General features: G+C 75.2%; 11 protein-coding genes. 8 read left to right on the top strand and 3 right to left on the bottom strand.

The features are described 5' to 3' along the window. Window positions 1–68: 68 nt before the first annotated feature. The 7 genes from ABZY91_RS19985 to ABZY91_RS19955 all read left to right on the top strand — a co-directional run bounded on the left by ABZY91_RS19985 (window position 69) and on the right by ABZY91_RS19955 (window position 10,435). Entirely contained in the window at window positions 69–1,676 is a 1,608-nt protein-coding gene (locus ABZY91_RS19985) for a DUF3604 domain-containing protein (protein WP_355404027.1), read from the top strand. Between the two features lie 76 nt (window positions 1,677–1,752). Further along, window positions 1,753–2,568: a polysaccharide lyase gene (locus ABZY91_RS19980; RefSeq protein ID WP_355404025.1), complete on the top strand. Its 816-nt coding sequence runs from the start codon at window positions 1,753–1,755 to the stop codon at window positions 2,566–2,568. 87 nt (window positions 2,569–2,655) lie between these two features. Continuing rightward, entirely contained in the window at window positions 2,656–4,221 is a 1,566-nt protein-coding gene (locus ABZY91_RS19975) for an ABC transporter substrate-binding protein (RefSeq protein WP_355404023.1), read from the top strand. Between the two features lie 217 nt (window positions 4,222–4,438). Further along, on the top strand, window positions 4,439–5,398 hold the full coding sequence (locus ABZY91_RS19970; protein WP_329877836.1) for an ABC transporter permease: 960 nt from the start codon (window positions 4,439–4,441) through the stop codon (window positions 5,396–5,398). Then, entirely contained in the window at window positions 5,395–6,369 is a 975-nt protein-coding gene (locus ABZY91_RS19965; protein WP_355404020.1) for an ABC transporter permease subunit, read from the top strand. Before ABZY91_RS19970 ends, ABZY91_RS19965 begins: the two co-directional genes overlap by 4 nt. Beyond that, window positions 6,366–8,315, top strand: a complete 1,950-nt coding sequence (locus tag ABZY91_RS19960; protein ID WP_355404018.1) for an ABC transporter ATP-binding protein — start codon at window positions 6,366–6,368, stop codon at window positions 8,313–8,315. Before ABZY91_RS19965 ends, ABZY91_RS19960 begins: the two co-directional genes overlap by 4 nt. Before the next feature lie 98 nt (window positions 8,316–8,413). Then, window positions 8,414–10,435, top strand: coding sequence for a PQQ-binding-like beta-propeller repeat protein (locus ABZY91_RS19955; protein WP_355404016.1), 2,022 nt, complete (start codon window positions 8,414–8,416; stop codon window positions 10,433–10,435). A gap of 102 nt (window positions 10,436–10,537) precedes the next feature. On the opposite strand, the gene ABZY91_RS19950 is transcribed toward ABZY91_RS19955, so the two are convergent. Beyond that, window positions 10,538–11,464 carry an AEC family transporter gene (locus tag ABZY91_RS19950; protein ID WP_329877829.1) on the bottom strand — a complete coding sequence of 309 codons (927 nt, stop codon included), beginning with the start codon at window positions 11,462–11,464 and terminating at the stop codon, window positions 10,538–10,540. A 156-nt stretch (window positions 11,465–11,620) separates the two neighbouring features. Between ABZY91_RS19950 and ABZY91_RS19945 the strand changes: the two genes are divergently transcribed. Then, on the top strand, window positions 11,621–12,076 hold the full coding sequence (locus tag ABZY91_RS19945) for an HD domain-containing protein (RefSeq protein ID WP_329950113.1): 456 nt from the start codon (window positions 11,621–11,623) through the stop codon (window positions 12,074–12,076). 44 nt (window positions 12,077–12,120) lie between these two features. On the opposite strand, the gene ABZY91_RS19940 is transcribed toward ABZY91_RS19945, so the two are convergent. Next, complete coding sequence (locus tag ABZY91_RS19940) at window positions 12,121–13,470, bottom strand: sulfatase-like hydrolase/transferase (RefSeq protein ID WP_355404012.1); 1,350 nt, start codon at window positions 13,468–13,470, stop codon at window positions 12,121–12,123. 2 nt (window positions 13,471–13,472) lie between these two features. Further along, complete coding sequence (locus ABZY91_RS19935) at window positions 13,473–14,471, bottom strand: hydroxyacid dehydrogenase (protein ID WP_355404010.1); 999 nt, start codon at window positions 14,469–14,471, stop codon at window positions 13,473–13,475. Window positions 14,472–14,474: the final 3 nt, after the last annotated feature.

Raw genomic sequence — 14,474 nt, 5'->3', positions numbered from 1 at the left:
TCTTCTCACAGTCGATCAAACATCCCGCGGCAATCGCTCGCCGCGCACCGTAGAGGAAGCCCGACCCGATGACAGCCCCCACCACCGACGCACCCGGCTACGGCGGTCTCGGCCTGTACGTCGGCGACATCCACAACCACTGCGGCATCAGCTACGGCCACGGCCCGATCGAGGACGCGTACGCCAACGCCCGCCTCCAGCTCGACTTCGCCAGCGTCACCGGCCACGGCTGGTGGCACGACCTCCCCGAGCGGACCCCCGAGCTGGCCTCGCTGGTCGACTACCACACCCAGGGCTTCGCCCGGCTCGCCGACCGCTGGGAGCACGTCCAGGAGGTGACCGCCGCCGCCCACGAGGACGGCCGGTTCGTCACCTTCCAGTCCTTCGAGTGGCACAGCCTCGCCCACGGGGACCACTGCGTGTACTTCGACGGCCCGCGCGGCGAGATCATCCGCGCCGCCGGCCTGGAGGAACTGCGAGCCCGGCTGCGCGCCCTCGCGGCCGAGGGCGTGCGGACCTGGGCGCTTCCGCACCACATCGGCTACGGCACCGGGCGGCGCGGCATCAACTGGGACACCTACACCGAGGAGTTCGCCCCGGTGGTGGAGATGATGTCGATGCACGGCTGCGCCGAGTCCGACGAGGCGCCGCGCACCTACCTGCACACCATGGGCCCGCGCGACACCACCGGGACCGCCGTGCACGGGCTGCGGCTCGGCCACCGGTTCGGGCTGATCGGCTCCACCGACCACCACAGCGCCTTCCCCGGCAGCCACGGTCACGGCCGGCTCGCCGTCTGGGCGCCGGAACTGACCCGGCCGGCGATCTGGGACGCGATCGAGCGGCGGAGCACCTACGCGATCACCGGGGACCGCATCCTGCTCGCGGCCTCCGTGAACGGGGCGCCGATGGGGGCCGAGACCGCGTCGGCCGACCGCCGCCGGATCCGGGTCACCGTGCAGGGCCGGGACGCGCTCGACCACGTCGAGGTGGTCCGCAACGGCGTGCCGATCCACCGGGTCTCCCGGCCCGAGCTGCTGGGCACCGCCGCCCGGTCCGCCGCGTTCGACGGCACGCTGGGCTTCGCCGTCGGCTGGGGCAAGCGCGAGACGCCCGTCCACTGGGACGTCACGCTGCGGGTCGAGGGCGGCGAACTACTCGACGTCCAGCCCCGGTTGCGCGGTTCGGAGACGGTCGCCCCGGCCGCGGCCGAGCCCGCGTCGTACCGCCCGTCCGACTGGTGGCGCACCGGCCCGGGCGAGCTGCGGCTGCGGACCGTGACCGAGGGCAACCCCAACACCGCGACCGACGCCACCCAGGGCTTCTCGCTCGCGGTCGCCGGTGACGACCGGACCAGGCTGACGGCCGTCGTCAACGGGGTCGAGACCTCGTACGCCGTCGGGGAGCTGCGCGAGGGGCCGCGGACCGGGTTCATCGGCGGGTTCGTCTCCGGGGCCTTCCGGTTCGACCGGGCGGTGCCGGCCGGGGAGCTCGCGGCCGAGCTGGATCTGATCGACGAACGGCCGGGCGGCGACGGCGACTTCTACCACGTACGGGTCCGGCAGCTGAACGACCAGTGGGCGTGGTCGAGCCCGACCTGGGTCGGGCGGGCCGCGGGCGCCGGGCGGACGGGCCGTGCCGGGTCGGCGGCGGCCTCCTGTCGACGGGCCGGCTGACGCCTGGAAACCGTCGTCGGCCGGCCGCCCCGGTCACCGTCACCCGAACCCGTACGTCCCGAGGAGCACGATCCCCATGGCCCCGTCCCGCCCCACCGCACGCCGGCTCGCCGGCACCGCCCTCGCCGCCGCGCTGCTGACCGGCACCCTCGCCGCCCCGGCCGCCGTCGCGGGCACGACCGCCGGCACCGCCACCGCCGTCACCGCCACCACCACCGCTGCCACCACCGTGTTCTCGGACGACTTCGAGTCCGGCACCGTCGCCAACTGGACCCGTCAGCGGATCGACGGCAACGGCAGCATCACCGTCACCGGCGGGCCCGCCGGCGGTTCGGGCCTGGCCGGCCGGTTCAGCGTGCCCAACGACGGGCAGTCCTACCGCTCCGAGGTCGCCGTCAACGCCCTCGGCTGGGGCGGCTACCGCTTCGCCTTCGCCGACTACCTGCCCGCCGACTGGGTGCGCACCTCCACCGAGACCATCGTCGCCCAGTGGCACGGCTACCCGCTCGCCGACGGCAGTGACACCAAGCCGCCGATCGCCCTCACCGTCAAGGACGGCAACTGGCGGCTGAAGGTGCACTGGCTGACCGACCCGGCCACCGTGCAGGAGGCCGTGATCCCGCTCGGCGCCGTGCAGTTCGGACACTGGAACCAGTGGGCCTTCGACGTCACCTGGTCCACCGCCACCACGCCGGGCTCGATCACCGTGCTCCGCGACGGCGTCCAGGTCGGCACCCACAGCGGGCTCAACAACTACCACCAGAACCAGGCGCCCTACTTCAAGACCGGCATCTACCGCGCCAACTGGAACCCGGCCAAGGGCATCTCCTACCCGACCGGCGGACCCGACGTGGTGCTCTACAGCGACAGCGTGGTCGTCACCAAGTACTGAGGCGGGTGGGGGAGTTCCCCGCCCCGTCGGCCCGCGGCCCCGTGCCGCGGGCCACCCCGAACCCAACCACCAAGAGGTAGTAGCACCATGAGCGAAGCGGCCCGCCACCCCGGCCTGGCCCGAAGAGGCTTTCTCGGCCTGAGCGCCGGAGCGGCCCTGCTGGCGGCGGGCTGCCGCTCGGCCACCGACCCGTCCCCCGGCGCCGCCGCGGGCGCGTCCGCCACCGCCTCCGCACCCGACCTGCAGATCGTGTACGGCAGCGCACCCGACCCGACCCAGCTGCTCCACCGGGGCCCGGACACCCCGGCGTTCGTCAACCTCGTCCTGGACCGGCTGGTCGACCTCGACCCGAAGACCCTCCAGCCGGTGCCCTGGCTCGCCACCTCCTGGGAGTGGAGCGCCGACCGGCTGAAGCTGGTGCTCAAGCTGCGCGAGGACGTCACGTTCCACGACGGACGCGGGCTCGACGCCGACGACGTCGTGTACTCGCTGGTCGGAGCCACCAAGAGCTCCCAGGTCAAGCCGCTGCTGGAGCGCCTGGCCGACGTGAAGGCCAGTGCGCGGGGCGAGGTCACCCTCACCCTCTCCAAGCCCACCAGCAACCTGTTCGACGCGCTCGCCTTCAACCCCGTCGTCGACGCCCGGAGCTACGTCGAGGGCAGGGCCTCCGACAAGGTCAACGGCACCGGCCCGTTCACCTGGCAGGAGTTCAAGGGCGGCAACCAGCTCGACCTCACCCGCTACGACCGCTACTGGCAGAGCGGACGGCCCCGGTTCGAGCGGATCACCGTCCGGTCGGTGACGAGCAGCCAGGCCGGTCTGTCCGCGCTGCAGTCCGGTCAGGCCCACCTGATCGGCGCCGTCCCCGGCCGCGACCTCAAGGTGCTGGCCGGCAACCCCGGCTTCACCGTGCAGTCCGCCAAGGCCTCCTACCAGCAGGCGTTCCTCGGGGTGAATGTCGCCTCCAAGCCCTTCGACGACATCCGGGTCCGCCAGGCGCTGCAGTACGCGGTGGACCGCGAGCGGATCGTCGCCCAGGTCTACGGCGGCCACGCCGAGGCCAGCAGCCTGCCCTGGCCGTCCAACACCCCGGGGGTCACCCCGGACCAGGTCACCCGCTACCGGCACGATCCGGAGAAGGCCCGGGGCCTGCTCCGGGAGGCCGGCGCGGAGGGCGTCCGGGTGCCGCTCACCGCCGCCAACTCGCCGATCTTCACCTCGCTCGTCGAGCTGGTGAAGTACGACCTGGAGCAGGCGGGCTTCGGCGTCGACGTGCAGCTGCTGGACAACGCGGCGATCCAGCCGAAGATCCAGCAGGGCACCCTGGAGGGCCTGTTCGTGGCCAACCACGGCATGGTCAGCGTCTCGCCGCTGAGCGGCATCACGGTCTCGGGGCCGCTCCAGGTCGGCAAGAACACGTCGCACGTCACCGACCCCGCCTACGCGGAGCTGCAGGCCCGCGCGTTCGCCGCCGCCGACGAGCAGGCCCGGGCCGACGTCAACCACGAGCTGTCCGAGTACCTGCTGGCGCAGTCCTTCCACATCACGCTCGCACACGCCTGGGAGACGTACGCCTTCGCCTCCTCGGTGCACGACGTGTCCACCAGCGCGCTCGGCTACCTGAAGCTGACCGACACCCGCCGGGCCGGCTGACTCCCGGTCCCGCCCCGTCCGGCTCCGACCCGTCCGGCCCCGCCCCGTCCGGCTCCGCCAGGTCCGGCCGGTCCGCCCCGACCGGCCGGATCCCGGCGCCGCCCCGGCCCGACGAACCGCCCCGCCCCGCCGGCCGCCGGCCCCGGGCGACCCCCACCGCCCGGGGCCGGTGAACCACCCGGCCCGCCCGCATGGCCCGACCACCCGGAGAACCCCCGTGCCGTACTGGACCAGAAAGGCCGCCGGAGCGCTGGCCACCCTCTGGCTCGCCTCGGTGGCCGTCTTCCTGCTGCTCCACCTGGCTCCCGGCGACCCGGTGTCCGCCGCCCTCGGGGCCGAGGCGGACCAGGAGCAGCGCGACCACCTCAGCCGCCAGCTCGGCGTGGACCGGCCACTGCCCGTCCAGTACCTGACCTGGCTGCGGGGACTGCTCGTCGGCGACCCCGGGCTCTCCTTCCACTACCGCGAGCCGGTCACCAGGATGATCGGCCAGAGCCTCGGTTCGACCCTCCAACTCGCCTTCGCCGCAGGTCTGCTGATGCTCGTGCTCGGCCTGCTGCTGGGGGCCGCGCTGGCCGCCGAGCGGCGCGGCCGGCTGGCCCGGGTGCTCGACCCGCTCACCACCGCGGTGCTGGCCCTGCCGGTCTACGTCACCGCCGTGCTGTTCGTATTCGTCTTCGCGGTCCTGCTCCGCGTCCTGCCGGCCGGCGGCGAGAAGGACCTCCTCACCGCGCCGGACCTGGCCGTGCAGTACCTGGCGCTGCCCGCCGTGGCGCTGGCCCTGCCCGGGTCGGTGGTCCTCGCCCGGCTGCTCGCCACCGAGATCCGCCGCACCCGGCAGGAGGAGTTCGTGCTCACCGCGGTCGCCAAGGGCGCGCCGCCCCGGCGCATCCTGCTGCGCCACGTGGTGCCCAACAGCCTGGCGCCGTTCTGCGTCGAGTTCGGGCTCAACCTCGGGGAACTCCTCGGCGGAGCCGTCGTCGCCGAGCAGCTCTTCGCCCGGCACGGTCTCGGGCAACTGCTGCTCGACGCCATCAACCAGCGGGACTACCCCGTCGCCCAGACCCTGATCATGCTCGCCGTCGCGGTGGCCGTCACCGTCCAGCTCGGTTCCGAGCTGCTGGTCGGTCGCCTCGACCCGCGGATCGCCCGCGCCGGCACCGGGGAGGCCCGATGAGCACCACCGCCGAGACCCAGGACACCACCGCCGGGACCCCGGCCGAGGCGGGAACCGCCGAGACCGCCGGGACCGCCGAGACCGCCGGGACCGGAGGGGCGGCCACCGCGGCCGACAGCACTCCCGCAGGCCGGCGCACCGGGCGTCGCCGACTGCCGGCCCTGCCCGCGCTGCCCGCCGCACTGCGGGGCAGGCGGGGCCGGACCGGGGCGGCGCTGGTCGCCCTGGTGGTGCTGCTCGGCCTGCTCGGCCCGCTGCTGCTCTCCGCGGACCCGTACCAGCAGAGCCGCGAGGCACTGGCCGGGCCCTCCTGGGACCATCCGCTGGGCACCGACGAGGTCGGCCGCGACCTGCTGGTCCGCGCGCTGTACGGGGTCCGGATCGAGCTGCTGGTCTGCCTGCTGGCCGTTCCCGTCGCCGCCGTGCTGGGCACCCTGCTCGGCCTGGCGGGCGGGCTGAACCGCCTGCTCGGCGAGGCCGTCCAGCGGCTCTTCGACCTGCTGCTCGGCTTCCACGGGCTGCTGCTCGGCCTGGCCATCGCGCTGATCGTCCGGCCCGGCCTGGGCAGCGTGGTCGTCACCATCGTGCTCAGCGCCCTGCCCGTCTTCGGCCGCCAGGCACGCGCCGCCCTGCTGGCCCAGCTCGCCCGTGACCACGTGGTGGCCGCCCGGGTGCTCGGCGTACCGCGCGGGCGGACCCTCCGCCGGTACGTGCTGCCCAACGTCACCGACGCCGCCACCGCACTGCTCGCCGTCGCGATGGCGCACGCGGCCAAGATCGAGGGCGGGCTGAGCGTCCTCGGCTTCGGCATCCAGCCGCCCACCCCCTCGCTCGGCACGATGATCAACACCGGTAGCAAGTACCTCTTCCTGCACCCCGGTTACGCCCTCGCGCCCGTCCTGCTGCTCGGTCTGCTGGTGTTCGGGCTGACCCTGCTCGCCGACTCGTTCAACCGGGAGAAACTGCGGTGACCGCGCCCACCGAGACCGCCCGCACCGCCGGTGGCGGCCCGACCGCCGGTGCAGGCCCGACCGCGGCCGTCGACGACGTCGGCCGCACCGGCCCGGCGGCGCCGCTGCTGGAGGTGTCCGGCCTGCGGGTCGCCGCCGGGCCCCACCAGGTCGTCCACGGCGTGGACTTCACCCTCCGGCCCGGCGAGATCCTGGGCCTCGTCGGCGAGTCCGGCTCCGGCAAGACCCTCACCGCGCTCGCCGCCAACCGGATGCTCCCGCCCGGCTGCCGGACCACGGCCGGGACGGTCCGCCTCGACGGCACCGACCTCCTCACCCTCCCCGAACCCGGCATGCGGGCCGTCCGTGGCCGCCGGATCGGCATGGTGTTCCAGGACCCGCTCGCCTACCTCAACCCCCGGATGCCCATCGGCCGCCAACTCGCCGAGGCCGCCCGGGTGCACGGAGCCTCCCGGGCCGCGGCCCGGGCCCGCGCGCTCGAACTCCTCGACCTGGTCGGCATCCCGGAGCCGGAGCGCCGCTTTCGCGACCGCCCGCACGAGTTCTCCGGCGGGATGCGCCAGCGGGTCCTGATCGCCATGGCGATGACCAACCGGCCCGACCTGCTGATCGCCGACGAGCCCACCACCGCCCTCGACCCCACCACGCAGGCCGGCATCCTCGACCTCCTGGTCCGGCTCCGCGACGAGACCGGCACCGCGGTCCTGCTGATCACTCACGACCTCGGGGTGGTCGCCCGGACCTGCGACACCGTCCAGGTCATGTACGCCGGACGGATCGCCGAACGAGCCCCGGCCAAGGCCCTGCTGGCGAGCCCGCGACACCGCTACACGGCCGGGCTGCTGGCCGCCGTCCCCCGGCTGGACGGCCCGCCCGGCCGCCCGCTCGCCGTGATCGGCGGCCGCCCGCCCGCCGCGGGCGAGCCGCTGCCCGGCTGCGCCTTCGCGCCGCGGTGTGCCGCCGCCACCGCGCGGTGCGCCGAGGAGGCGCCCGCCTGGGAGGTGGTGGGGGAGCGCGGTCTCGCCTGCCACGTGCCGGTGCCGGAGGAGGGGCGGGAGCACGAAGAGGAGCACGAGCAGGGAGGAGAGGGGGAGCAGCGTCAGGGACAGGGGCGGACCGACCCGCCGGGGGCGGGCCGGGCCTCCGGCGACCGGGCCGCCGCCGCGGCGACCAGCCCTGCCGGGGACGCTCCCGTCGCGGCGGAGCCGGTGCTGGTCGCCGAGAACCTCACCGTCCGCTACGGCCGTGGCCGCCGTGGAGCGCCGGCGCTGGACGGCGTCAGCCTCACGGCGGCGCCGGGCCGGGCGGTCGGGGTGATCGGCGAGTCCGGCTCGGGCAAGTCGACGCTGGCCCGCGCCCTGCTGGGGCTGCTCCGCCCGCAGCACGGGACCGTCCGGGTCGGCGGTCGCTCCTGGGCGGAGGTCACCCCGGAGGAGGAACGCGCGCTGCGCCGTCGCGTCCAGTTCGTCTTCCAGGACCCCTACGCCTCGCTCAGCCCGCGCATGACGATCCGCCAGGCGCTCACCGAGCCGCTGCTGACCCACGGCCTGCCGCTCTCGCGCGTCGACGAGTTGCGCGAACTGGTCGGACTCCCGGCGGGGTTGCTCGACTCCCGGCCGCACCAGCTGTCCGGCGGGCAGCGCCAGCGCGTCGCGATCGCCCGGGCGCTCGCGGTCGGCCCGGAGGTGTTGGTGGCGGACGAGCCGACCTCGGCCCTGGACGTGTCCGTCCAGGCCCAGATCCTCAACCTCCTCCTCGATCTGCGCCGACGGACCGGCGTCGGGCTGGTGTTCATCTCGCACGACCTCGCGCTCGTCCGCCACCTCTGTGACGAGGTGCTGGTGATGCGTAACGGCCGGGTCGTCGAACACGCCCCCTCCGCCGAGCTGTTCACCGCGCCCGCGCACCCGTACACCAGGCAGCTGCTGGCCGCCGCCGCGCACTGACGCGCGCCGCCTTCCGGTTTGCCCCGCCTGCCCGCCCGCCCGCCTGCACCCCGTGCCGCCCGCCGCGCACACCCCCGCCGCCCCCTCCTAGGAGCACCATGACGCCCGCCAGCCCCTCCCGCCGCCAACTCCTCCTCGGCGCCGGTACGGTGACCGCCCTGACCGCACTCGGTGTCGGCCCCGCCGCCGCCGCGCCGCGCTCGCCCCGCGCCCCCGAGGTGACCGGCCTCGGCCCGGGGAACGCCGACTTCCCGCTGATGAGCGCCACCCTGCTGGGCGAGACGCTCTGGATCGGCTCGCGGAACCTGGCGCCCGCCAAGGTGGTCGGCTACCACGTGCCGACCGGGCGGGTCACCGCGACCGCCACCCTGCCGACCGGCAACTTCGTACAGGGCTCCGCCGCCCACGGGGGCCGCCTCTACCTGGGCGTCACCGACGCGCCGAAGGCCGTCAACCTCTACCGCCTCGACCCGGCCGACGGCAGCGTGCGCGGCCTCGTCAACGTGCCCGGCGCCGACGTCCGGGACGTCGCGGTCGCCCCCGACGGCGTGGTGTACGCCACCGGACGGCAGAAGGGCCGCGCGGCCGGCCCCGGCCTGTACGCGTACGACCCGGCGACCGGCGTGCTCACGGAGGTCGCCTCGCCCGCGCCGGGCGCCACCCAGGGCCGGGCGGTCGAGGCCACCGCCACCCACGCCTACCTGGGGGTCGGCAGCAACCTGGCGGGCGGCGGCGGGGCCACCCTCGCCAGCCTGTTCGCGGTCGAGCGGGCCACCGGCCGGATCGCCGACATCACCCCGCCCGAGCTGGCGGCCGACACGATCATCCGGCAGATCACCGCGCTCGGGGACGACCTGCTGGCCGTCTCCACCGAGGGCAAGCCGGCCCACGTCGCCTTCCTGGACCCCGCCACCCACACGGTGCTGCGGTCGTTCCCGGTGCCCGGCACCAAGAGCATCACCAACTTCCAGCGCCTGGGCGACACCGTCTGGTTCACCTCCACCGAGCAGGGCGTCGTCTGGCGGTACCGGCTCGCGGCCGGGACCCTGGAGCAGTTCGCCGTGCCCGTCCCGGACGGCAACTCCTGGGGCCTCGGCCGGCTCGGCGACACCCTGGTGGGCGTCACCGAGGGCGGCACCGCGTGGACCCTCTCCACCTCCACGGCCGCCGTCACCACCACCGACCTGGTGGCCGCCGGAGCGCCGGCCGAGGCTCAGCTCGGCATGTCGCTGGCGGCCCGGAACGGCCGCGTCTACGTCGGCGGCAACGGCTCGATCGCGCTGCACGACCTGCGCGCGGGAACGGTGCGCAAGCTCCCGGTGCCCGGCGAGGCCAAGGACACCGTGATCCTCGACGACGACACCCTCTACCTGGGCGTCTACTCCTCGCAGGGCATCTGGCGGTACAACCCGTGGGAGGACACGGAGCCGGTGCAGGAGGCCGTCCTCCCGCAGGAGCAGAACCGGCCGCAGACGATCCGCTGGGACGAGGAGCACGGGCTGCTGCTGCTCGGGGTGCAGGCCGACACCACCGGCGGCGGGTCCTTCGTCACCTACCGGCCCGGCAGCGGCCGGCCCACCGTGCACGTCGACCCGCTCGGGTCCGAGCAGCTGGTCCGCGCGGTGGCGGTGGGCCACGGGCAGGCGTTCCTCGGCGGCGACAACGCCAAGACCACCGGGCCGCGCGGCGACCTCGCCGCCTGGGACCCCGAGGCGGGGCGCGAGCTCTGGCGGATCGGCACGAACCTCGGCTCCGGCATCAGCAGCCTGGCGGTCCAAGGCCGGTGGCTGTTCGGCATCACCGTGAACGGGCAGGTGTTCTCCGTCGACCTGCGGACGGCGCGGCGGCGCCCCGGCGGCGGCGCGCCGGCGCCGGTGATCGGTGCCCGCGCCGACCTGCGCGCGATCACGTCCGCCAACCCGCGCCTGCTGGTGGTGGACGACCGGCTGTACGGGATCAGCGAGCGGACGCTGTTCCGGCTCGACCCGGAGACGCTGGCCGCCACCGTGCTGGTCCAGGTGGACGCCGAGTGGTACAGCGGCGCCCGGGTCGCGGCCGACGACGGTGGCGTGCTGTACACGCTGCGCGGACGCGAGCTGATCGCCGTACGGGACCGCTGACCGCCCACGCGGCAGGTGCGGGAGCCCGGACAGCGGTGTCGGGGGGCCGGTGTCCGGGTCCGGAGCCGGGGCGGGGCCGGGGGCCCGCCCCGGCCCGGGGCCTCAGGCCGGGCCGAGCGCCCACGCGGCCAGCGACAGCGTCGCCATCGACACCAGGGTGGAGCAGAGCACCGCGTCCCGAGCCAGTGCCGCGCCGTGGCCGTACTCGCGGGCGTACACGAAGACGTTCTGCGCGGTCGGCAGCGCGGAGAACAGGACCACGGTGAGCAGCTGGTGGGCCGACAGGTGGAGGACGAACGCCCCGACCGCGTAGGCGGCCAGCGGCTGGACGACGGTCTTCGTCAGCACCGCCACCCCGACCTCCGCGTACCGGGCGGCGCCGGTGACCGCCGGCCGGTGGCACAGCGAGAGGCCGAGTGCCACGAGCGCGGTCGGCACGGCCGCACCGCCGAGCAGCTCGCAGGAACGATTCAGCTCGGCGGGCGGTCTCCAACCGGTCGCCGACAGCACGGCGCCGAGGGCCACCGCCAGCAGGATCGGGTTGCGCAGCGGCAGGGTGAGCGCTGCCCGCAGCCCGGCGCGCCCCGAGTCCAGGACGGTCAGCACGACCGGGGTGACCACCAGGATCTGGAACAGCACCACCGGCCCCACGAACGAGGCGTCGCCGAGCACCTGCACCGCCACCGGGATGCCCAGGTTGGCCGAGTTGACGTAGCCCGCCGCCATGCCGCCGACCGTCCGCTCCGGCAGGCCCCGCCCGAACAGCCGCTGCGAGGCCAGCAGCCCCAGCCCGCCCGCCACCGCCGTGCCCGCGGCGAACGCCGCCATCGACGGATTGGCGAACCGGTCCAGCGGGGTCCGGGCGATCATCAGGAACAGCGCCGCAGGCATGGCCGCGTGGAAGACGAACCGGTTCAGCACCTGCTCCGCCTGGCCCCCCAGCAGCCCGCTCCGACCGAGCAGGTAGCCCACCCCGGTGAGCGCCCAGATCGGGGCGAAGCCGGAGATCAGCGGAGGCAGGCTGGGCATGGCGTCCTCGGCAGGGTCGGCACCGGCGGCACCGGCGGGTGCGGTCGCGGTGGCCCACGGCGGGCCGCCGGACCGGAAGTCAACCAGGCGGCGGTGCGGGGCCGACCAGGAGGGTCCCGGGACCCGGCCGGCGGCGGCAGGTCCTAGGATGGCGCTGTGGAGTACCTGAGCCTGGCCGAGGTCGAACGGATCGCGCGGAGCGCCCACGCGGGGCAGACCGACAAGAACGGTCACCCGTACACCGAGCACCTGGCGGCGGTGGCGAACGGCGTCGCGGTGCGCGGCGGCAGTGACGAGCAGATCGCGGCGGGCTGGCTGCACGACGCGATCGAGGACGACGCGCTGACCGGTGACTGGCTGGCCGGGGCCGCCCTCACCGACGCCACCAAGGCGATCGTGGACGCGCTCACCAAGCGCCCCGGCGAACCGCTGGAGGGGTACACCGCGCGCATCCTGGCCACCCCCGGCGCCCTGCTGGTCAAGCAGGCCGACCTCGCGCACAACTCCGACCCGGCCCGGCTGGCGAGCCTGGACTCGGCGACCGCCGAACGGCTGGCGGCCAAGTACCGCCGGACCCGCGAACTGCTGGGGCTGGACGGCGACACGGCCTGAGGCATCGCCTGACGAGCGGTCCGGTCCGTCCGGGCGGCGGACCGTCAACCCGCCCGCGGCGCCGGGAGGAAGCGCGCGAACGGATCGCCGGAACGGGCGCAGTGCACGGCGAGCAGGGAGCGGAACCGGTCGAGCAGCGCCGCGTGCCGCGCGTCCACGGCCAGGTTGACCATCTCGCCGGGATCGGCGGTGAGGTCGAAGAGCTGCTCCCGGTGGTCGCCCCAGGCGTAGCAGACGTACTTGTGCCGCGGGTCCCGGACCATCCGGCCCAGCGCGTTGTTGAAGCCGGGCAGCTCCCAGCGCGTCTCCACCACGACCGTCTCCCGGGGTTCCGGGGCGCGGACGCTGCGCCCCGGCAGGCCGGGCGGCGGGGTGACGCCCGCCAGGTCGCAGAGCGTCGGGACGAGGTCCAGGCCGGTGGAGACCAGCCGGTCGCTGACGGCACCCGCCGCGGCGCCGGGGCCGCTGACCAGGAAGGGCACCCGCACCGACTCCTCGTACAGGGCCCACTTCTGGTTCCACCGGTGCGCGCCCGCGCCGTCGCCGTGGTCGGAGCTGAACACCACCACCGTCTCCCGGCGGCCCTCCTGCCGCTGCTCCGGCCCGTCGGCCGGTTCGCGGAGCGCGGACAGGACCGTTCCGAGGTGCGCGTCCACCCGTTCGACCAGTGCGTAGTACGCGTACCGGTACCGCCGCCAGTCGTCCTCGCTCCACTCCTCGGTGGGGTGGGTGTGCGCCCAGGCCCGCTGAGCCAGCCGGGGCAGCCGGGCCTCGTACGGGGCGGGCGGGAAGTTGGCGGGCAGTGGCGGGCAGTCCTCGGCGGGCGGCGGGGCGGGCAGCGGCCCGGTCTTCGGGTCCTGGCCGCGCGCCCATTCGCAGATGCCGTGCGGTTCCAGGAACGACGCGACCAGCAGGAACGGCCGGTCACGCCGCTCGCGGACGAACGCGGCGGCGGCGCGGGCCAGTCCGGCGTCGTCCCCGGCCGGGTGGATGCGGCGGAAGCCGTGACCGTCGGGCAGGTCGAGTTCGGGCAGGTGCCACTTGCCGCCGTAGCCGCAGTCGTAGCCGGCGTCGGCGAACAGCCGGCCGAGCACCGGCTCCGCGCCGCCCTCGTTCCCGGTGACCCCGAGGCTGCTGGGCAGCTGCCCGGTGAGCAGGCTCGCCCGGGACGGTGCGCAGAGCGGTTGGGCGCAGTACGCCTGGCGGTACCGGGTGCCGGCGGCGGCCAGGGCGTCCATGTGCGGGGTGGCGAGGTGCGGATTGCCGGTGGCGCTCATCGCCTCGGCGGTCTGCTGGTCCGTCAGGACCACCAGGACGTTCGGCCGGTCGTCCACAGGCCGGTCGTCCACAGGCCGGTCGTCGGCGGGGCGGTCGTCGGCGGGGCGGTCGGTCACGGTCAGGCCATCCGCTCGTAGGTGCGGCGGTCGAGCGCCCGGAGCAGCGGCTCGCCGAGCGTCCAGCGCTCGAACTCCCCGACCACCAGGTCGCCGAGGCGCCGGCGCTCCAGGGCCTGACTGCCGGCCAGGTGCGGGGTGACCACGACGTTCGGCAGGGTGAACAGCGGCGAGCCGGGCGGCGGAGGCTCGGGGTCGGTGACGTCCAGTACGGCGAACAGGTCCGGTCGTCCGGCGAGCACGTCCAGCAGGGCGGGTTGGTCGAGGACGGCGCCGCGTGCGGTGTTGACGAGCGTCGCGCCGGGCTTCATGGCGGCGATCAGGGACCGGCCGACCAGCCCCCTGGTCTCCTCGGTGAGCGGCGTGTGGACGGTCACCACGTCCGCCGTGGCGAAGAGTTCCTCCAGGCCGACGGCCGCCACCCCCGGCGGGGGTGCGGCGTACGGGTCGTGGGCGACCACCCGCACGTCGTAGTCGCGCAGCCGTTCGCAGACCAGGCGGCCGGTCGCGCCCAGCGACAGGACGCCGACGGTGGCGCCGTACGCACCCGGGGCGCGGCCGACGCGGACCGGTGCGCGGGCGGCGCGGGCGGCGAGCACGTGCCGCCAGCCGTCCTTGAGCGCGTAGACGATCTGGGCGACGGTGAACTCGGCGACCGGCAGGGCGTTGGCGTGGGCGGCGGTGACGAGCGGGATGCCGGTGGCCCAGAACTCCTCGGTCACGATCCGGCGCACCGAGCCCGCGCCGTACAGCACCAGCGCGAGCCGGGGCATCCGGGCGAGCGCCGCCGCGTCGAGGACGGGGCCGCCCCAGCCGGTGAACAGCACCTCGATGTCGCGCAGCGCGTCCGGGTCGGCGGCGAGCCGTTCGGCGCTCCAGACCCCACCGGGGCCGTCCGGGTCCTCGACCGTCTCCGCCCGCGCGACCACCCGGGCGCGAGCCTCGGGTCCGTACACGTCGGGGAAGCGGACGGGGTCCATCGCGAAGGCGGCCGCGAACATTCG

It is taken from the genome of Kitasatospora sp. NPDC002965 (genome assembly GCF_040611255.1).
Classification (GTDB): domain Bacteria; phylum Actinomycetota; class Actinomycetes; order Streptomycetales; family Streptomycetaceae; genus Kitasatospora.
Note: the sequence above shows the minus strand (reverse complement) of the source record. Positions and strands in the feature narration are given on the sequence as shown.

Excerpts from the sequence above, each read along its gene's own strand:
- ABZY91_RS19985 (WP_355404027.1), top strand. The coding sequence starts at position 69 with ATGACAGCCCCCACCACCGACGCACCCGGCTACGGCGGTCTCGGCCTG.
- ABZY91_RS19980 (WP_355404025.1), top strand. The coding sequence starts at position 1,753 with ATGGCCCCGTCCCGCCCCACCGCACGCCGGCTCGCCGGCACCGCCCTC.
- ABZY91_RS19975 (WP_355404023.1), top strand. The coding sequence starts at position 2,656 with ATGAGCGAAGCGGCCCGCCACCCCGGCCTGGCCCGAAGAGGCTTTCTC.
- ABZY91_RS19965 (WP_355404020.1), top strand. The coding sequence starts at position 5,395 with ATGAGCACCACCGCCGAGACCCAGGACACCACCGCCGGGACCCCGGCC.
- ABZY91_RS19955 (WP_355404016.1), top strand. The coding sequence starts at position 8,414 with ATGACGCCCGCCAGCCCCTCCCGCCGCCAACTCCTCCTCGGCGCCGGT.
- ABZY91_RS19950 (WP_329877829.1), bottom strand. The coding sequence starts at position 11,464 with ATGCCCAGCCTGCCTCCGCTGATCTCCGGCTTCGCCCCGATCTGGGCG.
- ABZY91_RS19935 (WP_355404010.1), bottom strand. The coding sequence starts at position 14,471 with ATGTTCGCGGCCGCCTTCGCGATGGACCCCGTCCGCTTCCCCGACGTG.